Genomic DNA, 21,731 nt, shown 5'->3' with positions numbered 1-21,731 from the left:
CCGACGTGCCGTCGGACGCCTACACGGGCGGCCAGGGGATGGCCGGCCACTCGCCGCCGGGTTCGGGGTGCCTGCCGGAGGTCAGCAGGGCGTCGACCCGCGCGCGCGTGGCGTCGAGTTCGGCGGTGGTGATGAGCGCGGCGAGCCGGGTCGCCAGGGTGCCGCCGTCCTTCAGCGCCTCCTTGAGGACGTCCAGGACCGCCAGGGCCTCCGCGGTGAGCGGGTCGCCCGCCCAGCCCCACAGGAGGGTGCGCAGCTTGTCCTCGGCGTTGAAGGTGACGCCGTGGTCGATGCCGTACAGCCGCTCCCCCGCCGCGGGCAGCAGGTGGCCGCCCTTGCGGTCGGCGTTGTTGATCACTGCGTCCAGTACGGCGAGCCGGCGCAGCCGTTCGTCGTCCGCGTGCACGAGCAGGGCGGTGCGGCCCTCCCCGACCTCGGCGAGGGCGATGCCCTTCCAGCCGGGGCCCGGCTCCTCCTCGTCGACCAGGGCGAGCAGTTCCGTGTCCGGCAGGGTCTCGATCCACAGCTGGACCATGCCCTCGCCGTACGGGCCGTCGCGCAGCACGGTGGGCGGGACCAGGCCCCAGCCGGTGGCCTCGGAGACCTCGTAGGCGGCGACCTCGCGCTGGGCGAGGGTGCCGTCGGGGAAGTCCCACAGCGGCCGCTCACCGGCAACCGGCTTGTAGACGCAGGCCGCCTCGCGTCCCTCGTGCGTCACCGTGCAGTACAGCGCCGCGTTGGACGCGTCACGGATGCGTCCGCGCACGGTCAGCTCGCCCAGCGCGAGCAGTTCGGCCGCCGTCGCGTCGGTGGTCACGCTCCGCGGCGGTATCCGTTCTGGCGCGGACATACGTGTCCTTCCGGGTCGAGCGGGAGGCTGCACAGCGGGCACGGCGGCCGCCCGGCGTTGACGACGTCGAGGGCGCGCTTGGCGAAGGCCCTGGCCTGCGCGCCGGTGAGGCGGACCCGGAGCATCGGCGGGCCGTTCTCCTCGTCCTGGAGGAGCCGCTCCTCGGCCTCGGCCAGGTCCTCCTCGGACTCGGCGTCCAGCTCCACGAGGGCCTGCGCCTCGACGATCATGCGCTGGTCCTCGCCGTCCCAGGCCAGCGCCATGGTGCCGACGCGGAACTCCTCTTCGACGGGGGTGTCCAGCGGCGCGGTGTCGGCGGGCCCGGCGGGTGCGGTGGCGGGGACGACGGTGCTGCCGCCGCTGCGCCGTACGACTTCGTCCAGAAGCTCGTCCATGCGCTCGGCGAGGGCGGCGACCTGGGTCTTCTCCAGGGCCACGCTGGTCACCCGGGAGCCGGCGATGGCCTGGAGGAAGAACGTACGGCGCCCGGGCAGCCCGACCGTACCGGCCACGAAACGTTCCGGTTGGTCGTAGAGGAACACCTGACGGGACACGTCCTGTCTCCATGGGAGTCGGGGAAAGCGGAAGATCGGAATCGGGGACACTGCCGCGACCGGTTCACCCTACTGCGGCGGACGATCACGGTGCGCCCGCACCACCCCCGACCGGGGCCTCGTCACCGGACGGTTCCTCGCGCGGGGCGAGGGAGGCGAAGTCGCCGGTGTCGCCGAGGCGGACCAGGAACGGACGCAGCCGGGTGTAGCGGATCGCGGTGACGGAGCAGGGCTCGACGGAGATCCGCTGGAAGAGGTCGAGGTGGAGGCCGAGCGCCTCGGCGACGAGGGACTTGATGATGTCGCCGTGGGAGCACATGAGGTAGACGGCGTCGGCGCCGTGGTCGCGCTCCACGCGCGCGTTCCACTCGCGCACGGCCTCGGCGGCGCGGGTCTGCATGGCGCGCATCGACTCGCCGCCGGGGAAGGCCGCGGCTGAGGGGTGGGCCTGCACCACCTCCATCAGGGGCTCGTCCTTGAGTTCGGCGAGCTTGCGGCCGGACCAGTCGCCGTAGTGGCACTCCCCGATCCGTTCGTCGGTGTGGGCCCGCAGCCCGGGCCGGGCGTCGAGCAGCGGCCGGAGGGTCTCCTGGCAGCGCTGCAGGGGGCTGGTGACGATCTCGGAGAGCGGCAGGCCGGCGAGCCGCCCGGGCAACGCGGCGGCCTGCGCGGCGCCGCGCTCGTCGAGGGCGACGCCGGGCGTCCAGCCGGCGAGCAGCCCTTCCGTGTTGGCGGTGGAACGTCCGTGCCTAACCAGGATCAGCGTGGGCATGCGGCCAGGGTAGGCGTACGGCGCGGCGCAGGGGCGTCCGGGCGAGGGGAGAATGGGTTCGGTGATCGTCGACTGTGCCATCTACCGCGACGGGCACCGCACGGACGGGCCCGAGGACCTCTCCGACGCGCTCGGCGCGGCGCGGGGAGCGGGCGGTTTCGTGTGGATCGGGCTGCACGAGCCGACGGAGGAGGAGTTCGAGCTGGTCAGCCAGGAGTTCGGGCTGCATCCGCTGGCGGTGGAGGACGCACTCAAGGCGCATCAGCGGCCCAAGCTGGAGGTGTACGACGACTCGCTCTTCGCCGTCCTCAAGCCGGTGGTGTACGAGCCGCACAGCGACGCCGTCTCCACCGGCGAACTCATGATCTTCCTGGGCGACGCCTTCGCAGTCGTCGTCCGGCACGGCGAGGGCTCCCCGCTGAAGGCCGTGCGCAAGCGGCTGGAGCGCGAGCCGGAACTGCTCGGCAAGGGGCCCACCGCCGTGCTGTACGCGATAGCGGACGCCGCCGTCGACCACTACCTGGACGTGGCGGTGGAGCTGCAGACCGACCTGGAGGAGCTGGAGGCGGAGGTGTTCTCGCCGGACGGCGGCGGTTCCCGGCACACGGCGTCGCGGATCTACACCTTCAAGCGGCAGGTGCTGGAGTTCCGCCGGGCGACCGGTCCGCTCGGACCTCCGCTGGCGCGGCTGGCCGGTACGGGGGCGTACGGCGGCGGGGTGCCGTTCGTGAACGACAGGGCGCGGCCCTTCTTCCGGGACGTGAGCGACCACCTCACGCGCGTGAACGAGTCGGTGGAGAGCCTGGACCGGCTGGTCTCGGACATCCTGTCGGCGCATCTGGCGCAGACGAGCGTCCGGCAGAACGACGACATGCGGAAGATCTCCGCGTGGGCGGCCATGGCGGCGGTGCCCACGATGCTCGCGGGGATCTACGGCATGAACTTCGACCACATGCCGGAGCTGCACTGGCTGTGGGGGTACCCCGCGGTGATCGCGCTGATGGCCGTCCTGGAGGTGCTGCTGTACCGGCAGTTCAAGCGCCGGGGCTGGCTGTAGGGCACGCCGGGGCCGGTCAGGCGATCTCGGGGGCCGCGGTGGCGGGTCCGCCGAGCGCGTCGCGCCGTTCGGGTGTCCGGAGTGTCACCATGCGCCGCCAGCCGGCCGCGCGCTCGGCGGCGTACACCGCGTGGATGCCCGCCGCGAGCAGCGCCGACCTCGCCCGCGACCAGCCCAGGATGCGGCCCATGCGGGCCATCACCGCGAGGCTGACGTCGCGGTGGACGCGGATCTCGGAGTGCGCGCACTCGCGCAGGGTGCGCCGGATGTACGGGCCGTGTCCGGCGGCGGCGTAGCGCAGCAGTTCCTCGTGGGAGTAGGCGAGGTGGTTGTCCTCGTCGGCGGAGATCATCCGGACCGCCCGGCCGAGGTCGGGGTGGTCGGCGAAGTACTTGAGGAGCATCGCCATCTGTTCGGCGGCGCGCTGCTCGGTGACCCGGCTGTGGGCGAGGTAGGTGATGACGTCGCGCACGGTGAGGGGCCGGTCGGCCTTGAGCTTCTCGTGGGCGAGGCCGATGCCGTGCCGCTCCAGGAGCATCGTGTAGTCGGTCTCGGGCGGTACCTCGACGGGGTCGAGCCCGCGCTTCTTCAGCAGGGCGTTGAAGATCCGGCCGTGCTTGTCCTCGTCCGCGCCGTGCCGGGTGATCTTGGGGGCGAGGTGACGCTCGCTCTCCGGCACCAGCGCCGCGATGCGCGCGTTCTCCCAGCCGCCCTGGGACTCGCCGCTGGCCGCGATGGAGCAGAAGAGACGGAACGACTCGTCGTTGTCGAGGATCTCCTGGAAAAGGCTCTTGGCCGAAAGCATCGGGGCTCCCTCTCTGCCGCTGCGTGGTCCGCCGGTTCCGCACACTCCGCGATGCACGAGTCAAGTGCGGGTGCGGGAGCGCGGCAACAGGTGCGGCGGACGACTGCGCCGAAAGAAGGACGGCCGGGGACGGCGGGGGGCGTAACCCCGCGCGTCCGGGCGCGTTGTTCCTCGTGACGGCCGTGGCGGGGAAGACCCCCGAGCCCCCACCACGGCCGCAGAACTTTCCCGCGGTACCTACGCCAGTCCGGCGCGCTCCAGGGCCTCGGTGCCGGCGCGCAGCGCGGCGAGCCGCTCGTCCAGGGTGAAGCCCGCGGGGGCGAGGGTCAGGGTGGTGACACCGGCCGCGGCGTAGGCCTTCATCCGGTCCGCGATGCGGTCGACGGAGCCGAGCAGTGTCGTCTGGTCGATCAGCTCGTGCGGTACGGCCTCGGCGGCGCCCTGCTTGTCGCCGGACAGGTACTTGTCCTGGATGTCGGCTGCTTCCTGCTCGTAGCCCATGCGTCCGGCGAGCTGGTTGTAGAAGTTCTGCCTGCGGCTGCCCATGCCGCCGACGTAGAGCGCGGTGTAGGGCCGGAAGGTGTCGGCGAGGGTGGTGACGTCCTTGTCCTCGCCGAGGGCGAGCGGCAGGGTCGGGACGATGTCGAAGCCGTCCAGTGTCCTGCCGGCCTTCTCGCGTCCGGCGCGCAGGTGCCTGACCGCGGTCTCCTCCAGGTGCTCGGCGGAGGGGAAGATCAGCAGGGCGCCGTCGGCGATCTCGCCGGTCTGCTCCAGGTTCTTCGGGCCGATCGCGGCGATGTACAGCGGGATGTGCTCGCGCTGCGGGTGCACCGTCAGCTTGATGGGCTTGCCGGGGCCGTCGGGCAGCGGCAGCGTCCAGTGCCGTCCCTCGTAGGACAGCCGCTCCCGGGTCATCGCCTTGCGCACGATCTCCACGTACTCGCGGGTGCGGGCGAGCGGCTTGTCGAACTTGACGCCGTACCAGCCCTCGGAGACCTGCGGTCCCGACACGCCGAGGCCGAGGCGGAAACGGCCTTTGGAGAGGGAGTCCAGGGTGGCGGCGGTCATCGCGGTCATGGCGGGCTGGCGGGCCGGGATCTGGAAGATGGCCGAGCCCACGTCGATGCGCTCGGTCTGGGCGGCGACCCAGGTCAGCACGGTGGCGGCGTCGGAGCCGTAGGCCTCGGCGGCCCAGCAGACGGCGTAGCCGAGCCGGTCGGCCTCCTGGGCGACGGCCAGGTTGTCCGCGTCCATTCCGGCACCCCAGTAGCCGAGGTTGATCCCGAGCTGCATGGCCGATTCCCCTTACCCATCAGTAACGTGGCTGGTGCCCCGACCTTAGCGCGCGGAATTCGGTTGTCCACAGGCCCCCACAGCACAAGGCGTGGCCAGTAATGTCGGCGTTCATGGAGCAGAGGCATCTCGGCCGCACCGGCCTGCGCGTGTCCCGCATCGGTCTCGGCACCCTGACCTGGGGCCGGGACACGGACGAGCATGACGCCGCGGACCTCTTGAAGACCTTCTGGGAAGCGGGCGGGACGCTCGTCGACACGGCTGACGTGTACGGCGACGGGGAGTCCGAGTACCTGCTCGGGCGCCTGATGGAGGGCCTGGTGCCGCGCCGGGACCTGGTGATCTCCACCAAGGCGGGCAGCGTTCCGGATCCGGACCGCCGCTTCGACGGTTCGCGCGCCCACCTGCTCTCCGCGCTGGACGGCTCCCTGGCCCGCCTGGGCACGGACCACGTCGACGTGTGGCACCTGCACGCCTTCGACCCGCACACCCCGCTGGAGGAGACGCTGCACGCCCTGGACGTGGCGGTGAGCAGCGGCCGGGCGCGCTACGCGGGGGTCTCCAACTTCTGCGGCTGGCAGCTGGCCAAGGCGGCGACCTGGCAGCTGGCGGCGCCGGGTGTGCGCAACAGGGTGGCGAGCACCCAGATGGAGTACTCGCTGCTCCAGCGGGGCGTCGAGCGTGAGGTGCTGCCGGCCGCCCTTGACCTGGGCATCGGGCTGCTGCCCTCGTCCCCGCTGGGCCGCGGCGTGCTCACGGGCAAGTACCGCAAGGACGCGACGCCGCCGGACTCGCGCGGCGCCTCGGACCACCTGGCCCCGTTCGTCGAGCCCTACCTCGACGACACGGCCGGGCACATCGTGGACGCGGTGGCGACGGCCGCGGACGGGCTCGCGGTGACCCCGCTCCAGGTGGCGCTGGCCTGGGTCCGCGACCGGCCCGGAGTGGTCGCCCCGATCATCGGCCCGCGCAACGCGCAGCAGCTCACGGCGGCGTTGTCAGTGGAGACCCTTAGTCTTCCTGACGAGATCTGCCGGGCTCTCGACGACGTGTCGGCGCCCGTGCACCGCTATCCCGATCACGACTGGAGCACGCTGTGAGCACGGAGCCCGAGCCCGCCGCGAAGGACACCACGGACGCCGTGGACCCCGGGCCCGAGGCCCCGGACACGGCCGAGGTGCCCGAGCCGGACACCGCCGCCGGGCCGGGGGACGGGACCGAGCCGTCCGCACAGGTGTCCGAGGTCGAGGCCGAGCTGGCCGCGCAGCGGGTGGAGCGGGAGCGGATCGAGCGGCGGAAGGCGGAGAAGCAGGGACCGGTCGAGGCCGGGGGCAAGCTCAGCGGAACGGCGGCCGATCTGCTCGCCGCCGTACGCGCCGTGGAGAGCGGCGAGAAGCCGGCGGCCACGGTCTTCGGCACCCCCGAGCCCGCGCGGCGGCCCGCCCCGGAGCCGGTACGACCGCCCCGCCCGGCGCCCGCCGGGCCGGCCGCCGGACCCGTGGGGCCGGCGCCGGAGGCCGTGCAGTCGGTGCGGCGCGTGCTGGCCGAGGGCGGCGCCCCCGAGTCGCTCGCGCCGCAGACCGCCGAGCTCCTCGGCGAGGGTGCCGAGGACGCGCTGCGCGCGGACCCCTGGCAGCTGCTCCGGGTCGGCGGAGTGCGGCCGGAGCAGGCCGACGGGTTCGCCCGCGCCCTGCTCGGCGCCCAGTGCGGCCCGGACGACGAGCGGCGCGGCCGTGCCGTCACCGTCTGGCTCCTGGAGCAGGCGGCCCTGGCCGGGCACACGGCGCTCGAGCTGCCGCGGCTCACCGCCACGCTGGCCCAGCGGGGCGTCCCCGATCCCGACGCGGCCGTGCAGAGCACGCTCGCCGAGGGCGAGGCCCTCGCCTTCCAGGACGCCCTGGAGGAGACCGGCGCCCGCCCCGAGCGTACGGCGAGCGCCGTGGAGGGCACGGACGGGCAGGGTGCCGAGGACGGGGAGGGCGAGGAGCGCCCCGTCCGGGTGCTGATCGGTCTGGAGCGGTACGCGCTCGCCGAGGAGAGCCTCGCCGACGGTCTGGCCCGGCTGGTCAGCTCGACGCCCAAGCAGGACGGTTCCGCCGCGGACTGGGAGCAGGGCGCCGCCTCCGCACCGGGCTCCGCCGCCGACCTGATCCGTGCCGTCGCGGGCCACGGGCTGGTCCTGCACACCGGCGGTGAGGCGTCCCTGGCCGAGCCCGCCGCCCTGCTGCACGCGGCACAGGGTCTGGGCCTGCGCGCCTGGGCCGCCGCGCCCGGTCCGCTCGGCCGCGACCGCTTCGCGGCCCTGCTGGGCGACCCGTCCTCCGCGGGGGACGCCCAGGCAGCCCCCGCCGCCGTCACCGTGACGGGGCTGCTGACCGGCGCCGAGGGACCGGGGCGGGACGCCGACGGAGCCCTGGACCTCGACCTGCTCGTCGTGCTCGACGCGCCGCAGCTCGACGTGGAGGCGGGCGCCCTGCTCGCGGAGTCGCTGCCGGACGGGGCCCGGCTGGTGCTGAGCGGGGACCCCGCGGTGCTCTGGTCCGCGGGTCCCGGAAGGGTCTTCGCGGATCTCCTCGCGGCACGGGTCTGCCCCCAGGTCGCCTCGCGGCGCCCGGACCCCGGTCCGCTCGGCGAACTGGTCTCCGGCGTCGGCATCGGTGAGCTGGGCCAGGTGGAGGCGCCCGGCAAGGAGATCGTGATCGTGCCGGTGCGGGACGCGGGCGAGGCCGTGCACCGCACCGTCCAGCTCGTGGCGGACTCGGTGCCGCGCGCTATCGGCGTCCCGGCCGAGGAGACCCAGGTCATCACGCCGGGCCACGGCGGTGCCGCGGGCACGCGGGCGCTCAACGCGGCACTGAAGGAGCGGCTGAACCCGGGCCCCGGCCGCTTCGGCGGCTTCGACCCCGGCGACCGCGTCGTCCACACCCCCGCGCCGGGCCGGGTGCTGCCGGGCCGAGTGGTCGGGGCCGACGAGGACGGGCTGCGTCTGGCGTGCGCGGGCGGGACCGTGGTCGTGCCCAGGGACCGGGTGGAGGGGTCGGTGCGGCACGGCTGGGCGCTGACCGCACACCAGGCGCTGGGCGGGCGCTGGCCCGCGGTGGTCGTGGTACTGCCCGGTGACGCCGTGCAGGCCCTCAGCCGCCCCTGGATCTACACGGCGTTCGGCCGGGCCGCCCGGCACCTGTCGGTGGTGCACGGCGTGGAGCAGGCGCTCCCGCGCGCCGTGGCGGAGATCCCGGCCAGGCCCCGGACGACCCGGCTGCCGGTCCTGCTCGCTCCGCAGGTCCCGGTCACCGACTGACCACGCCTGACCGCGGTCACCGGCGCTCCTGCCGCCCGGCGCCGGCCGTCGGGCGGCCACGGCACGGAGCGTGCCCGTCCCCGTGCCGCGCCTCCGAACTCAGCGGTCCGCCTCCAGGCGTGCCGCTTCCCCGTCGTCGTCCGGTTCCCCGTCGTCGTCCGGTTCGCCGTCGTCGTTCGTGTCCGCGTCGTCGTCCGTGTCCGCGTCCGTATCGAGCGCGTCGAGGTCGGTGTCGAGGTCCTCGTCCGGCTCCGGCAGGTCGCCGTCGCCGCCCTCGTCGTCATCGTCGTCGAACTCCTCGTCGAAGACCGCGCTGACGTCGAAGCGGCAGACCACCCGCTCAGCCTCGACCTCCTCGAACGGGGCCTCCAGCCACTCCCCGGGGTCGGCACTTTCGTCCGCGGCGGTCACCCAGAGCGTCGAGTCGCCCTCCTCCAGCCCGAACTCCTTGTGCCGGGAGGCGATCTCGTCCGGCTCGAACTCGCCGAACAGGAGGCCGAGCGCCCCGTGCACCGTGTCCGATGCCTCCCCGCCCGGCCCCTCCGCGTCCGCCGCCTCGACCCGTCGGGCCTGGGCCATCAGCCGCTGCGGCTCGGCCACGGCGTAGTCGCGGCGGATCAGGACGCTCAGCGCGCTGGGTTCCTCCGGGCCCGTGTACGGCGGCAGCGTGTCCTCGCCGGGGATCTCGAAGGGGGTGACCTCGTCGTACCGGTCGTAGAGCAGTTCGTCGTACGCCTCCGCGGCCGCGGCCAGCTCGTTGAACGCGTCGTAGACGGCCGGGTCTTCTTCCCCCGACCGGCGTTCGACCGCGGCAAGGTGGCGGTCGAGCGCGGTCTTGACCGCCTCGGCGGCGGCGCGTACCTCGGCAGCGGTGGGCTGCGCAGCATCAGACATAGTGCAGACGCTATCCGTACCGGGCCCCAGCCCGCACAATAGATTCGATGCCGGAATACGAATTTGTCGATGTGTACCTACCGCGCGGGGTCACCCGCAAGGAGGCGACACGTCAGCTGACGGACCATGCCGAGTACGGACACTGGGAGTTGTACCGCCTGACCCTGCTGCGTGACGGCAGCCGCAAGGTGCGGTTGCGGCGGCGGATCATCCGCCAGGTGCGCGCCACCTGGTGATCCGGTGGCCGGGACCGGTCGGGCGCGAGTGACGGAGGTGGACGCGGAGCGGGCCCCGCCGATGCGGAGCCCGCTGCGTGTGCCGGTGTGCCCGTCTCACGCCGAGGCGCGTGCCTTGCGGTAGAGCACCGTGCCCGCGAGCAGCGCGCCGGCGCCCACCGGCAGGGCGAGGCCCAGCGGCAGGTCGCTGCCGGTCTCGGCGAGCGCCGCGCCGCCGGGCCGGTCGCCGGTCTGGGTTCCGGGCTGGTTGTCGTCGGTGGAGTCGCCCGGCGTCTCGTCGTCCGGACCGGACGGCTCGTCCGGAGTGTCGGGGTTGTCCGGCCCACCGGGAGGCGTCTCGTGGTCGCCGGGGGGCGTCGAGTGGCCCCCGCCCCCGTTGCCGCAGTCGTTGCCGGTGGCCGGGTTGAGGACACCGACGACGTCGATGCTGTTGCCGCAGACGTTCACCGGCACGTCGACCGGCACCTCGATGTGGTTGCCGGAGCCCACGCCCGGCGAGTCCGTCGCATGGCCACCCGCGTGGGAGCCGCCGTGCGAGCCGTGGTGGCTCCCGGAGTCGCCGTATCCGCCCGAGTCGCCGTGTCCGCCGGAGGCGGCACCGCCGCCCCGGTTGGCGCACGCGTTGCCCATCGCCGGGTTGAGGACGCCGACCACGTCCACCGTGTTGCCGCAGACGTTGACCGGTACGTGCACCGGCGCCTGCACCGTGTTGCCGGACAGTACGCCGGGCGAACCCGAACTCGAGCCGTGCGCACCGGAGTCCGCGTGGGCACTGCCGCCCGCGGCGGCGATCACACCGGTGGCCGCGGCCACCGTCATCAGACCCTTGCGGGTGACCTGTCGCATTTCCTGAATCCCTGCCTTGTCCTGGTCCCGTGTGTACCGAGAATGCCGAGAGTGCCGGAATTCCGGCGTTGCCGTCGTCCCTTCGCCTCGAATGTCCCCCAAAAGGCCGTCGGCCCCGGAGCGCATGGCGTGCACTCCGGGGCCGGCGACATCAGATCCTCACGGGGCGAGGCACAACGTCACTTGTTGACGCAGGCGTTGCCGAAGGCGGGGTTCAGCAGGCCGATCACGGAGATCGTGTTGCCGCAGACGTTCACCGGCACGTGCACGGGAACCTGGACGACGTTGCCGGAAAGGACGCCGGGCGAGTGCACGGCGGCACCCTGGGCACCGGAGTCGGCGACGGCCATGCCCGCGCCCGCGAGAACCAGACCACCGGTGGCAGCCGCAGCGGCGACGACCTTCTTGAGCATTGTTCCTCCTAGTTGGCAAACGCGATCCCAAAATTGGCGATCGCATCACCTGTAACGAGGAGGGAGTAATGAGGCTACGAGCTTATGAGCGCATTCACTCGTCCCGGTCGCCTCCCGTACACACGGGCGATTCAGGACGCGTCGATGAAGCGGTCGAGCACCCGCACTCCGAACCGGAGTCCGTCCACCGGCACCCGCTCGTCGACGCCGTGGAACATGCCCGCGAAGTCCAGCTCCGGCGGCAGCTTGAGCGGCGCGAAGCCGAAGCCCCGGATGCCCAGGTCGTCGAAGGACTTGGCGTCCGTGCCGCCGGAGAGCATGTAGGGGATCGCCTTCGCGGCCGGGTCCTCGGCCACCAGAGCGGTCTGCATCGCGTCGACCAGCCCTCCGTCGAAGGTGGTCTCGACGGCCTTGTTGGCGTGCACGTCCTCGCGCCGCACGTGCGGTCCGAGGATGCGGTCGAGGTCGGCGAGGAACTCCTCCTCGTACCCGGGCAGATAGCGCCCGTCGATGTGCGCCGTGGCCTCGCCGGGGATGACGTTGACCTTGTAACCGGCGCCCAGCTGGGTCGGGTTGGCGGTGTTGCTCAGGGTCGCGCCGATGAGCTTGGCGATGCCGCCGAGCCTGGCGATCGTCCCCTCCATGTCCTCGGGGTCCAGCTCGGTGCCCAGCGCGTCGCCCAGTTCGTCGAGGAAGGCCCGGGTCGTCTTGGTGACGCGGACGGGGAACTTGTGCCGGCCCAGGCGCGCGACGGCCTCGGACAGCTCGGTGATGGCGTTGTCGCGGTGGATCATCGACCCGTGGCCCGCGGTGCCGGCCACCGTCAGCTTCATCCAGTGGATGCCCTTCTCGGCCGTCTGGATCAGGTAGAGGCGGCGCTGCTCGTTCACGGTGAAGGAGAATCCGCCCACCTCGCTGATCGCCTCGGTGACGCCCTCGAAGAGGTCGGGGTGGTGGTCGACGAGGTGCCGGGCGCCGTAGGTGCCGCCGGCCTCCTCGTCGGCGAGGAAGGCCAGCACGATGTCCCGCGGGGGCTTGCGCCCGCTGCGCAGCCGGTCGCGCACGACCGCGAGGGTCATCGCGTCCATGTCCTTCATGTCGACGGCGCCGCGCCCCCACACGCACCCGTCGGCGACCTCGCCGGAGAAGGGGTGGTGGGTCCAGTCGTCCGCGTTGGCCGGGACGACGTCGGTGTGGCCGTGGATGAGCAGCGCGGGCCGGGACGGGTCCTCTCCCTCGATCCGGGCCACCGTGGAGGCGCGTCCGGGGTGGGACTCGAAGATCTTGGGTTCGAGTCCCACCTCGGCGAGCTTCTCGGCGACGTACTCCGCGGCCTCGCGCTCGCCCGGCCCCGAGTGGTCGCCGTAGTTGCTGGTGTCGATCCGGATCAGCTCGCGGCAGAGGTCGACGACCTCGTCCTCGCCGGTGACGCTCCTGGCCGTGCCCGAGTCGCTCACGTGGTTCCTCCCGCTGTCACTGCTGCTGGGTCCCCTTCATCCTCCCTCCCCGGCCGTCCGGGCCCAAGGAGGGGGTGATCGGCCACCTCGGAAAGCCTGGTAATGTTTACGTCGTCGCCGCGGGAAACGAACCGCACGACAGACACCTTGTCCGGGTGGCGGAATGGCAGACGCGCTAGCTTGAGGTGCTAGTGCCCTTTATCGGGCGTGGGGGTTCAAGTCCCCCCTCGGACACCAGCTGAGACCCCTGCTGAGCAGGGGTTTTCTGCTTTTCGTCTCCTGTTCTTCCTCTACAGTGGCCGTCATGACCACCCCTCTCTGCCCCTGCGGGCGGTCCGAGCCCTACGAGCGGTGCTGCGGGCGTTTCCACGCCGGGGCGGCCGCCGTGCCCAGCGCCGAGGACCTGATGCGCTCGCGCTACAGCGCCTTCGTGAAGGGCGACGCCGGCTACCTGCTGCGCACCTGGCACCCGCGGACGCGGCCCGCACGCCTCGACCTCGACCCGGGCATGCGATGGACCGGTCTGGAGATCCTGGGCACGAGCGACGGGTCCCCCTTCCACGCCACCGGCACCGTGACGTTCCGGGCGTCCTACCGCGGCGGCTCGCTGCACGAGCACAGCCGCTTCGAGCGCGTGGACGGGGCGTGGGTGTACGTCGACGGCGAGTTCCTCGACTGACGCCGCCCCCCCCCGGCACGCCCCGGCGCCCTACGGCGCCAGGATGTCCAGCTCCTGCAGCGCGCCCTCGGTGATCTCCCGGGTCAGCCGCTCCGCGCGCTCGGCGTCGCGGGCGCGTACCGCCTCGGCGACCTGGACGTGCAGGGTGACGGCGGCCGGGTCGGGGTCCTCGAACATCACGTCGTGGTGCGTGCGCCCGGCCAGGACCTCGGCGACGACGCCGCCGAGGCGGGCGAACATCTCGTTGCCGGAGGCGGTGAGGACGACGCGGTGGAAGGCCACGTCGTGGAAGAGGTACTCCTCCAGCCGGTGACCGCGCGAGTTGGCGACCATGCCGAGCGCGCACTCGGTCAGCTCGGCGCACTGCTCGGGCGTCGCGAGCCGCGCGGCCAGACCGGCGGCCACCGGTTCGACGGCCGACCTCAGCACGGTCAGGGAGCGCAGCTGCCGGGGGCGCTCGGAGCCGGCCAGGCGCCAGCGGATGACCTGCGGGTCGTAGACGTTCCACTCGCACTCGGGCAGGACGGTGACGCCCACGCGGCGGCGCGATTCGACGAGGTGCATGGACTCCAGCACCCGGACCGCCTCCCGCATCACGGAGCGCGACACCTCGAAACGCTGCGCGAGTTCGTCCGTGCGCAAAACGCTGCCCGCGGGGTATTCGCCCGCTGTGATGGCGGGGCCGAGGGAGTCAAGTACGCGGCCGTGCAGCCCCCGGCCCGGTGTGCTCATGCACTCAGCGTACGGGGCGTGTCACCGGAATAAAAAGTCAGACTTATATGTCACAGGCTCTTGAATTCGTCGTACCTAATGGGTTTCAGTTACGTCGACATCAGGTGTCGACGAAGACAGCAGACAGCGAGAGTGCGATGCAGCAACTGCACACCCCCCACGTGGTCGTGGTCATGGGAGTCGCGGGCACCGGGAAGACCACCATCGGTCCCCTGCTCGCGGCCCGGCTCGGCGTTCCCTACGCCGAGGGCGACGACTTCCACCCACCGGCCAACATCGCCAAGATGACGGCCGGCACCCCGCTCACCGACGAGGACCGCTGGCCCTGGCTGGACGCCATCGGCGCCTGGGCGCACGGGCGGGCCGGGCTGGGTGGGGTGGTGAGCAGTTCGGCGCTGAAGCGGTCGTACCGCGACCGGCTGCGGGCCGCCGCTCCCGGTGTCGTCTTCGTGCACCTCACGGGCAGCCGTGAGCTGATCGAGGACCGGATGTCGCACCGGCAGGGCCACTTCATGCCGACGGCCCTGCTCGACTCCCAGTTCGCCACGCTCCAGCCGCTGCAGCCGGACGAGGCGGGAGTCGCGGTGGACGTCGCCGGCACCCCCGAGGAGATCACCGCACGGGCGGTCGACGCCCTGAAGGACCTTCCCGAGCCGGTCGCGTAACCCGTCGCACCCACCTCCCCCGGGGTCGTGCCGCTCCCCGCGCGCACCGCCCCGAACTCCCCCGAATCCCCATCACCGCAAGGGAACCACCGTGACCAGACTCAGCGTCGAGATGCTGGCAGCGGACCCCGTCGAGCCGATCACCTCGGCGGGCCACGCCCAGCTCGGCATCGCCGTGCTCCTGGGCATCGCCGTCATCGTCCTGCTCATCACCAAGTTCAAGCTGCATGCCTTCCTGTCGCTGACCATCGGGTCGCTGGCGCTCGGCGCGTTCGCCGGCGCACCGCTGGACAAGGTCATCACCAGCTTCACCGCCGGGCTCGGCTCCACCGTGGCGGGCGTCGGCGTCCTGATCGCCCTCGGCGCGATCCTGGGCAAGATGCTCGCCGACTCCGGCGGCGCCGACCAGATCGTGGACACCATCCTCGCCAAGGCGTCGCCGCGTTCGATGCCGTGGGCGATGGTGCTGATCGCCTCGGTCATCGGACTGCCGCTGTTCTTCGAGGTCGGCATCGTCCTGCTGATCCCGGTCGTCCTGATGGTCGCCAAGCGCGGCAACTACTCCCTGATGCGGATCGGCATCCCGGCGCTGGCCGGCCTGTCCGTGATGCACGGTCTGGTCCCGCCGCACCCCGGCCCGCTGGTCGCCATCGACGCGGTGGACGCCAACCTCGGCGTGACCCTGGCGCTGGGCGTGCTGATCGCGATCCCGACGGTGATCATCGCTGGTCCGGTGTTCTCGAAGTACGCGGCCCGCTGGGTGGACGTACCGGCCCCCGACCGCATGATCCCGCAGCGCGCGTCCGAGGAGCTGGACAAGCGCCCCGGCTTCGGTGCCACCCTGGCCACGATCCTGCTGCCGGTCGTGCTGATGCTGCTCAAGGCGCTGGTCGACATCATCGTCGACGACCCGGAGAACGGGGTGCAGCGCACCTTCGACGTCATCGGCAACCCGCTGATCGCCCTGCTGGTCTCCGTGATCGTCGGCATCTTCACGCTGCTGCGGCCCGCCGGGTTCGGCAAGGACCGTCTCTCCGGCCTGGTCGAGAAGGGCCTCGCGCCCATCGCCGGCATCCTCCTGATCGTCGGCGCGGGCGGCGGCTTCAAGCAGACGCTGATCGACTCCGGTGTGGGCCAGATGATCCTGGAGATCTCCAAGGACTGGTCGATTCCGGCGCTGCTGCTGGCCTGGCTGATCGCGGTGGCGATCCGGCTGGCGACCGGTTCGGCGACGGTGGCGACCGTCTCGGCGGCCGGTCTGGTCGCGCCGCTCGCGGCCGACATGTCGACCACGCACGCCGCCCTGCTGGTCCTGGCCATCGGCGCCGGCTCGCTCTTCTTCAGCCATGTCAACGACGCCGGCTTCTGGCTGGTGAAGGAGTACTTCGGGCTGAACGTCGGCCAGACCATCAAGACCTGGTCCGTCATGGAGACGATCATCTCGGTGGTCGCCGGTGCGCTGGTGCTGCTGTTGTCCCTGGTCATATAGCCGCACCACGCAGCAGCCAGTAGAAACAGGAGTACGACGATGACGGCTCACCCCCTCTTCGACATCGGCGGGCGCACCGCCCTGGTGACCGGTTCCAGCCGGGGCATCGGGCTGGCGCTGGCCCGGGGCCTCGCGGAGGCCGGCTGCCGCGTGGTCCTCAACGGACGCGACGGCGACCGCCTCGCGAAGGCCGCCACCGGACTTCCCGGCGAGGTCCGAACGGCGGTGTTCGACGTGACCGACGGTCCGTCCGTGGCCGCCGGGATCGCCGAGGTCGAGGAGCGGGTGGGCCCGCTCGACATCCTGGTCAACAACGCGGGGATGCAGTTGCGGGCGCCCCTGCTGGAGTTCGCGGACGCGGACTGGCACCGCGTCCTGGACACCAATCTCACCAGCGCCTTCCTGGTGGGCCGGGAGGCGGCGCGCCGGATGACGCAGCGCGGCCACGGCAAGATCGTCAACATCTGCTCGCTGCAGAGCGAGGTGGTCCGCCCGGGCATCGCGCCCTACGCCGCCACCAAGGGCGCGCTGAAGATGCTCACCAAGGGCATGTGTGCCGACTGGGGCCCGTACGGCGTCCAGGTCAACGGGCTCGGCCCCGGCTACATCGAGACCGAGCTGACCCGGCCGCTGGTCGAGGACGAGAAGTTCAGCGCCTGGGTGCGCGGGCGCACTCCTGCGGGCCGCTGGGGCCGTACGGAGGATCTGGTGGGCGGGCTGCTGTTCCTCGCCTCGCCCGCGGCGGACTTCGTCGGCGGACAGATCCTGTACGTCGACGGCGGAATGACGAGCGTCCTGTGAGCGCCGGGGCCGACCGCGTGCGGGGCTGTGTGATCCACGGTGCGGGCGATCTGCGGGTCGAGGACGTGTCCGTGCCCCGCCCCGGCCCGGGTGAGGCGCTGGTCGCCGTCCGGTACGGCGGGGTGTGCGGCTCGGACCTGCACTACTGGCGGCACGGGGGCGTCGGCGACTTCCGCCTGCGGGAGCCGATGCTGCTCGGGCACGAGGTGGTCGGGACGGTCGTGGCGTACGGCTCCCCCGACCCGGACGGCCCGGCGGCCGGTACGTCCGTCGCCGTGCACCCGGCGACCCCGTGCGGGGAGTGCCCGGAGTGCGTGGACGGGCGGCGCAACGTCTGCCGGGACACCCGCTACCTGGGCAGCGCCGCCCGCTTTCCGCACGTCCAGGGCGGATTCGCGGCGCGGATCGTCGTCCCCGCCCGGCAGTTGCGGCCCCTTCCCGCCGGTCTGGACCCGCGCCGGGCCGCCCTCGCCGAGCCCCTGTCCGTCGCCCTGCACGCCGTGCGCCGGGCCGGGGACCCGACCGGCCGGCATGTGCTGGTCACCGGCGCCGGGCCGATCGGTTGCCTGGTGGTCGCGGCGGCGAAGGCGGCGGGCGCGGCACACGTGACGGTGACGGACCCGCTGCCCGCGGCCCTGGAGTACGCGCGGGCCGCCGGCGCCGACACCCTCGTACGCGCCGACGTCCCGGAGGACTCCGGCCGGCCGGTGGAAGTGGACGCCGCCGTCGAGGCGTCCGGGGTGGCCGCGGGTCTCGACACCTGTCTGCGGCTGGTGCGGCGCGGCGGTGTGGTCGTCCAGCTCGGCATGCTGCCGCCGGGGCAGAGCCCCTTCGCCGGGAACCTGGTGGTGAGCAGGGAGATCGAGCTGCGCGGGGCGTTCCGCTTCGACGGCGAGTTCGACGACGCGCTGCGCCTGCTCGCCGCCGAGCCCGCGTTCGACGCGCTGGTCAGCGCGGTGGTGCCGGTGCGGGAGGCGGCGTCGGCGTTCGAGCTGGCCGCGGACCGGAGCCGGTCGTGCAAGGTGCTGCTGGACTTCGGCGCGGCTCCGGCCGGCTGAGCGGCCGGAGCCGGGAACACGCGAGGCCGCCCCTCCCCTGCGTCAGGAGGAGGCGGCCTTGTCCAGTTGGAACGCCTCGTTGCCCTGGCCGATGCGGGCGTGCCGTTCGGGCGCCCGGGAGCGCAGGACGAGTCCCTGCACCACGCCGGCGACCGCGGCGAGGCCGATGATGCCGGGCAGCACCCAGCTCAGGGCGGAGTCGGGTCCCGCGCCGACGAGGACGTCGAAGTCCTTGACCGTGTAGCCGGCGATCACCAGCAGGGCGAGGCCCGCGACGGTGGAGGTGACCAGGCGTACGCCCTGGGCCCCGGCGGCGCCGCGCCGGACGAAGAAGGCCACGACGGAGAACGAGGCGGCGGCCATCAGCACGATCACGCCGAGGGCGCCGATGTTGCCGCCCCAGGTGAACAGGTGCAGCACGGGCTGGGTCGGGTCGCCGTTCGGCTTGTCGTCGGCGACGGCGAAACCGACGACGACCACCGCGGACACGGCGGTCTGGAGCAGCGAGCCGGTGCCGGGCGCGCCGCTGGTGCCGCTGGTCCGCCCGAAGGCGCGGGGCAGCAGGCCCTCGCGGCCCATGGCGAAGGCGTACCGGGCGACGACGTTGTGGAAGCTGAGCAGCGCGGCGAACATGCCGGTGACGAACAGGACGTGCAGCACGTCGGTGAAGGTGTCGCCGAGCCGTGACTCGGTCAGGAAGAACAGCAGTCCGGCGCTCTGCTCCTGGGCGGCTCCGACGATCTTGTCGGGGCCGGTGGCCACGGTCAGGGCCCAGCTGCTGAGCGCGAAGAAGACGGCGACCCCGGCAACCGCCAGGAACATGACACGCGGGACGAGCACGTGCGGCCGGCTGGTCTCCTCCGCGTACACCGGCGCCTGCTCGAAGCCGAGGAAGGCGGCGATGCAGAAGCACAGCGCGGTACCGACCCCGGCGCCGGTCAGGGTGTCCGGGTTGAAGGCGTGCAGCGACAGGCCCTGTGCCCCCGGGTCGGCGACGGCGGCGATGTCGAACACCACCACCAGCACGACCTCGATGAGGAGCAGGACGCCCAGTACGCGCGCGTTGACGTCGATCTTCAGCCAGCCCAGCGCGCCGACCGCGAGCACGGCGAGCAGGGCCGGGATCCACCAGGCCACGTCGAGGTCGGCGTAGGTGGACAGCAGTCCGGAGACCTCGAAGCCGAAGATGCCGTAGATGCCGACCTGGAGGGCGTTGTAGGCGACCAGAGCGACCAGGGCGGCGCCCGCGCCGGCGGTGCCGCCGAGGCCGCGGGAGATGTAGGCGTAGAAGGCGCCCGCGTTGTGGACGTGCCGGCTCATCTCGGCGTATCCGATGCTGAAGAGGATCAGCACCACGCCGAGCACCACGAAGAGCAGTGGCTGTCCGACGATGCCCATGACCGCGAAGGTGGTGGGCATGACGCCCGCGACCACCATCAGCGGGGCGGTGGCGGCGAGCACGGACAGGAGCAGTCCTCCCGTGCCCAGCCGGTCGGCGCGCAGGGCGCGCTCCTCGCCCTTGAAGGTGCTGATGGCGCCACCGCTCGCGGATCTGCTCGTGCTCGAACTGCCCGTGGTCATCGGAGGACGTCCTTCTCTCGTGTCTCTTGTGGGTGGTGTGCGTCGGGTCTTTCGGGCGGTCAGGCCGTGCCGAGCGCGCCCGCGCGTGCGGCACGGAAGGCGGAGAACGGGTCGCGGTCGGGGTACGACCACGGTGCGGGCGTGGCGTGCTCGCCGATGCGGTGGAACAGGGCCGCGGCCTCGGCGCCGCGGCCCTCGCAGGACTTGGCGTGGGCGAGGAAGTTGAGGTCGATCAGCCGGCGCGGGTGGCCGTCCTGCTCCCACTCCAGCCACCAGTCGAAGGCCGCCTTCATCACCAGCCGGGCGCGCCGGCCGACCCAGTGGCCCGAGGCGGCGGGGTCGGGGGACTCGTGTCCGGCGGCGGCCAGCACCCGGTAGCGCTCGGCGTGCGCGACGACCGGGAGGATGGCCAGCGGGGAGTCGGCGGGGGCCTGCTCGGCGGCCCAGTTGGCGAAGTCGTACACCTCGTGCAGCGGGTCGGGGCCGCCGTCGCCGGCGCGTTCGGCGAGCCGGGCCACCATCAGGTGGTGGGCGTGGTGGTGGTCGGCGTACCGGCCGCGCACCTCGTCGAAGACGCGGACGACGGCCTCGTCGGCGCCCAGGGAGCGCTCCAGCACGAGCAGCCCGAGCCAGGGCGTGGGGTCGCCGGGCACGAGGGCGGCCGCCTCCCGGCAGGCCTCGCGGACCCGCGCGGGTTTCTCCTTGCCCCGCAGGGCGCGGTGGACCAGCGCGAAGGCGAGCAGCACCGACGCGTCGGCGGAGCCGGGGTCGGCGAGCAGCCACTCGCGGGCCCAGGGGGCGCAGTGGGGTTCCTTGGCCAGGACGGCCACCCGGTGCCCCCGGCGGTCCCAGTCCTCACCCGTGTGGACCAGCAGGGAGCGGACTGACTGCCATCGGCCCTGGGCCAACGCGGCTCGGACGGCCACGAGTTCGGCGTCGTCGAGGGCCTCGTCGAAGGTCTGGGCCGCGCGTTTGCGGCCGCGGCCGAGGGGAGGCGGAGGTGGGGACACCGCGGGAAACTTCCTCACGCGACGCGGTAGGTCGTCGTAGCCGGACTGCCATGACCGGATTGCCATGAACTGATCACGCACAGCAAACCGGCAGCCAAGGCTTGACGTCAAGAGGAATCAGGCTGTTACACGCGTCAACTGACGTGACGGCAGGGGAACTTGTGCCGCGTCGGCCGTCGCCCTGACCCCGGGCGCCCGCCGCCGGGCCGCACCCCGAATGCGCCGCTCGCCCGGCATCGGGGGCTCCCCCGCACTAGAGTCGTCCCCGACGCCCCCGTGACCCGACTGACGATCGAGGTACGCAGCGTGTCGGTTCTGGTTCTGGTTCTCGCCGTGTGCGCCGCGTGCTGTCTGGGTTTCGGTTTCGTCCTCCAGCAGAACGCGGCCGAGCGCGCTCCGCTGGGCGACTTCCTCTCGCCCCGCCTCCTCCTCGACCTCGTTCGGGTGCCGCGCTGGCTGGCCGGCATGGGGCTGATGGTGGCCGGTCTGGTGCTCGGCGCGATCGCGCTGGGCGGCGGTGAACTGACCCTGGTCGAGCCGCTCCTGGCCACGAACCTCCTCTTCGCCCTCGCCCTCTCCCGTGTCCAGACCCGGCAGCCGCTGGGCCGCCAGGGCTGGGCGGGCCTCGCACTGCTCGCGGGCGGGGTGACCGCCTTCATCCTGGCGGGCGAGCCGCGCGGGGGCAGCGCGGTGACCGATCCGCTGCGGCACTGGCTGATCGTCGGCGTGATGCTGGGCCTGGCCCTCCTGCTCACGCTGGGCGCCGGCCGTCTGCGGCTGACCTGGGGCCCGACGCTGCTGGCCCTGGCCGCGGGTCTGCTGTACGGGGTGCAGGACGCGTTGACCCGGGTCAGCGGGCGGCGCTTCTCGGCGGGCGGTCTCGCGGAACTGCTGACGGGCTGGCAGCCGTACGCCGTGGTGGTGCTCGGCGTCACCGGCCTGGTCCTGGTCCAGAGCGCCTTCGAGACGGCGCCCCTGCGCAGGTCGCTGCCCGCGCTGACGGCCGCTCAGCCGCTCGCGGGCATCGTCTGCGGGGTCGGTTTCCTCGGCGACCGGCTGCACACCGATGCCGGAGCCCTCGCGTGGGAGGCGGGCGGGCTCGCGGCGGTCGTGGCGGGCATCGTCCTGCTGGGCCTGCATCCGGCGCTGCCGCAGGGCACGGGCACGGGGGAGAGCGGGCGCGAGCGGGCGCTGGAGCGGAGCTGACGGCATCTGCGGTGTCGGGGCGGCGGCTGCTT

The 21,731-nt window shown here is 72.8% G+C and carries 22 protein-coding genes and 1 tRNA gene; 11 read left to right on the top strand and 12 right to left on the bottom strand.

Annotation, left to right across the window (positions count from 1 at the left end):
• Positions 1 to 19 precede the first annotated feature (19 nt).
• The 3 genes from ACIQFU_RS29580 to ACIQFU_RS29570 form a co-directional block, all read right to left on the bottom strand.
• Complete coding sequence (locus ACIQFU_RS29580; protein ID WP_402555495.1) at positions 20 to 850, bottom strand: SCO1664 family protein; 831 nt, start codon at positions 848 to 850, stop codon at positions 20 to 22.
• Positions 814 to 1,404, bottom strand: coding sequence for a DUF3090 domain-containing protein (locus ACIQFU_RS29575; RefSeq protein ID WP_402555493.1), 591 nt, complete (start codon positions 1,402 to 1,404; stop codon positions 814 to 816). Before ACIQFU_RS29575 ends, ACIQFU_RS29580 begins: the two co-directional genes overlap by 37 nt.
• Before the next feature lie 85 nt (positions 1,405 to 1,489).
• The gene (locus tag ACIQFU_RS29570; RefSeq protein ID WP_142198629.1) at positions 1,490 to 2,176 is read right to left on the bottom strand and encodes a histidine phosphatase family protein; all 687 of its coding nucleotides are present in this window, start codon (positions 2,174 to 2,176) and stop codon (positions 1,490 to 1,492) included.
• Positions 2,177 to 2,237: 61 nt separating this feature from the next.
• On the opposite strand from ACIQFU_RS29570, the gene corA reads away from it, so the two are divergent.
• Positions 2,238 to 3,233, top strand: a complete 996-nt coding sequence (gene corA / locus ACIQFU_RS29565) for a magnesium/cobalt transporter CorA (RefSeq protein ID WP_402555490.1) — start codon at positions 2,238 to 2,240, stop codon at positions 3,231 to 3,233.
• A 16-nt stretch (positions 3,234 to 3,249) separates the two neighbouring features.
• Here corA and ACIQFU_RS29560 read toward each other — a convergent pair whose 3' ends face one another.
• Both ACIQFU_RS29560 and ACIQFU_RS29555 read right to left on the bottom strand, forming a co-directional pair.
• The gene (locus tag ACIQFU_RS29560; RefSeq protein WP_402555488.1) at positions 3,250 to 4,038 is read right to left on the bottom strand and encodes a ferritin-like domain-containing protein; all 789 of its coding nucleotides are present in this window, start codon (positions 4,036 to 4,038) and stop codon (positions 3,250 to 3,252) included.
• 237 nt (positions 4,039 to 4,275) lie between these two features.
• Complete coding sequence (locus tag ACIQFU_RS29555) at positions 4,276 to 5,331, bottom strand: LLM class F420-dependent oxidoreductase (RefSeq protein WP_402555487.1); 1,056 nt, start codon at positions 5,329 to 5,331, stop codon at positions 4,276 to 4,278.
• Positions 5,332 to 5,444: 113 nt separating this feature from the next.
• Between ACIQFU_RS29555 and ACIQFU_RS29550 the strand changes: the two genes are divergently transcribed.
• Together ACIQFU_RS29550 and ACIQFU_RS29545 are read left to right on the top strand one after the other, a co-directional pair.
• A complete protein-coding gene (locus ACIQFU_RS29550) occupies positions 5,445 to 6,431 on the top strand; it encodes an aldo/keto reductase (protein ID WP_402555485.1) in 987 nt (328 codons plus the stop codon).
• On the top strand, positions 6,428 to 8,632 hold the full coding sequence (locus ACIQFU_RS29545; RefSeq protein ID WP_402555484.1) for a helix-hairpin-helix domain-containing protein: 2,205 nt from the start codon (positions 6,428 to 6,430) through the stop codon (positions 8,630 to 8,632). Before ACIQFU_RS29550 ends, ACIQFU_RS29545 begins: the two co-directional genes overlap by 4 nt.
• Positions 8,633 to 8,731: 99 nt before the next feature.
• On the opposite strand, the gene ACIQFU_RS29540 is transcribed toward ACIQFU_RS29545, so the two are convergent.
• Entirely contained in the window at positions 8,732 to 9,526 is a 795-nt protein-coding gene (locus ACIQFU_RS29540; RefSeq protein ID WP_402555482.1) for a hypothetical protein, read from the bottom strand.
• A gap of 47 nt (positions 9,527 to 9,573) precedes the next feature.
• Here ACIQFU_RS29540 and ACIQFU_RS29535 point away from each other — a divergent pair, with 47 nt between their 5' ends.
• The gene (locus tag ACIQFU_RS29535; RefSeq protein WP_007388288.1) at positions 9,574 to 9,762 is read left to right on the top strand and encodes a DUF5703 family protein; all 189 of its coding nucleotides are present in this window, start codon (positions 9,574 to 9,576) and stop codon (positions 9,760 to 9,762) included.
• 96 nt (positions 9,763 to 9,858) lie between these two features.
• On the opposite strand, the gene chpC is transcribed toward ACIQFU_RS29535, so the two are convergent.
• From chpC to ACIQFU_RS29520, 3 genes are all read right to left on the bottom strand, one after another.
• Positions 9,859 to 10,608 carry an LAXTG-anchored chaplin ChpC gene (chpC, locus tag ACIQFU_RS29530; RefSeq protein ID WP_402555480.1) on the bottom strand — a complete coding sequence of 250 codons (750 nt, stop codon included), beginning with the start codon at positions 10,606 to 10,608 and terminating at the stop codon, positions 9,859 to 9,861.
• A gap of 179 nt (positions 10,609 to 10,787) precedes the next feature.
• Positions 10,788 to 11,021: a chaplin ChpH gene (gene chpH, locus ACIQFU_RS29525; protein ID WP_064727063.1), complete on the bottom strand. Its 234-nt coding sequence runs from the start codon at positions 11,019 to 11,021 to the stop codon at positions 10,788 to 10,790.
• A 131-nt stretch (positions 11,022 to 11,152) separates the two neighbouring features.
• Entirely contained in the window at positions 11,153 to 12,478 is a 1,326-nt protein-coding gene (locus ACIQFU_RS29520; RefSeq protein WP_402555478.1) for a M20/M25/M40 family metallo-hydrolase, read from the bottom strand.
• A 149-nt stretch (positions 12,479 to 12,627) separates the two neighbouring features.
• Between ACIQFU_RS29520 and ACIQFU_RS29515 the strand changes: the two genes are divergently transcribed.
• A tRNA-Leu gene (locus tag ACIQFU_RS29515) sits at positions 12,628 to 12,715 on the top strand.
• A gap of 67 nt (positions 12,716 to 12,782) precedes the next feature.
• A complete protein-coding gene (locus tag ACIQFU_RS29510) occupies positions 12,783 to 13,157 on the top strand; it encodes a YchJ family protein (protein ID WP_402555476.1) in 375 nt (124 codons plus the stop codon).
• Positions 13,158 to 13,187: 30 nt separating this feature from the next.
• On the opposite strand, the gene ACIQFU_RS29505 is transcribed toward ACIQFU_RS29510, so the two are convergent.
• A complete protein-coding gene (locus ACIQFU_RS29505; protein ID WP_402555474.1) occupies positions 13,188 to 13,889 on the bottom strand; it encodes a FadR/GntR family transcriptional regulator in 702 nt (233 codons plus the stop codon).
• Between the two features lie 137 nt (positions 13,890 to 14,026).
• On the opposite strand from ACIQFU_RS29505, the gene ACIQFU_RS29500 reads away from it, so the two are divergent.
• The 4 genes from ACIQFU_RS29500 (at position 14,027) to ACIQFU_RS29485 (ending at position 17,902) form a co-directional block, all read left to right on the top strand.
• Positions 14,027 to 14,554: a gluconokinase gene (locus tag ACIQFU_RS29500; protein ID WP_402555472.1), complete on the top strand. Its 528-nt coding sequence runs from the start codon at positions 14,027 to 14,029 to the stop codon at positions 14,552 to 14,554.
• A gap of 91 nt (positions 14,555 to 14,645) precedes the next feature.
• Positions 14,646 to 16,043 (top strand): GntP family permease, encoded by a 1,398-nt coding sequence (locus ACIQFU_RS29495; protein WP_402555471.1) that lies wholly within the window; start codon positions 14,646 to 14,648, stop codon positions 16,041 to 16,043.
• Positions 16,044 to 16,082: 39 nt separating this feature from the next.
• Positions 16,083 to 16,844: an SDR family oxidoreductase gene (locus ACIQFU_RS29490; RefSeq protein ID WP_402555469.1), complete on the top strand. Its 762-nt coding sequence runs from the start codon at positions 16,083 to 16,085 to the stop codon at positions 16,842 to 16,844.
• A 17-nt stretch (positions 16,845 to 16,861) separates the two neighbouring features.
• Positions 16,862 to 17,902, top strand: coding sequence for an L-idonate 5-dehydrogenase (locus tag ACIQFU_RS29485; protein ID WP_402555573.1), 1,041 nt, complete (start codon positions 16,862 to 16,864; stop codon positions 17,900 to 17,902).
• A gap of 42 nt (positions 17,903 to 17,944) precedes the next feature.
• Here ACIQFU_RS29485 and ACIQFU_RS29480 read toward each other — a convergent pair whose 3' ends face one another.
• Both ACIQFU_RS29480 and ACIQFU_RS29475 read right to left on the bottom strand, forming a co-directional pair.
• A complete protein-coding gene (locus ACIQFU_RS29480; protein WP_402555468.1) occupies positions 17,945 to 19,483 on the bottom strand; it encodes an APC family permease in 1,539 nt (512 codons plus the stop codon).
• 59 nt (positions 19,484 to 19,542) lie between these two features.
• A complete protein-coding gene (locus ACIQFU_RS29475; protein WP_402555466.1) occupies positions 19,543 to 20,493 on the bottom strand; it encodes a hypothetical protein in 951 nt (316 codons plus the stop codon).
• A gap of 306 nt (positions 20,494 to 20,799) precedes the next feature.
• Between ACIQFU_RS29475 and ACIQFU_RS29470 the strand changes: the two genes are divergently transcribed.
• Positions 20,800 to 21,699: a DMT family transporter gene (locus tag ACIQFU_RS29470; RefSeq protein WP_402555465.1), complete on the top strand. Its 900-nt coding sequence runs from the start codon at positions 20,800 to 20,802 to the stop codon at positions 21,697 to 21,699.
• Positions 21,700 to 21,731: the final 32 nt, after the last annotated feature.

This window comes from Streptomyces sp. NPDC093065 (assembly GCF_044754585.1).
Classification (GTDB): domain Bacteria; phylum Actinomycetota; class Actinomycetes; order Streptomycetales; family Streptomycetaceae; genus Streptomyces.
Note: the sequence above shows the minus strand (reverse complement) of the source record. Positions and strands in the feature narration are given on the sequence as shown.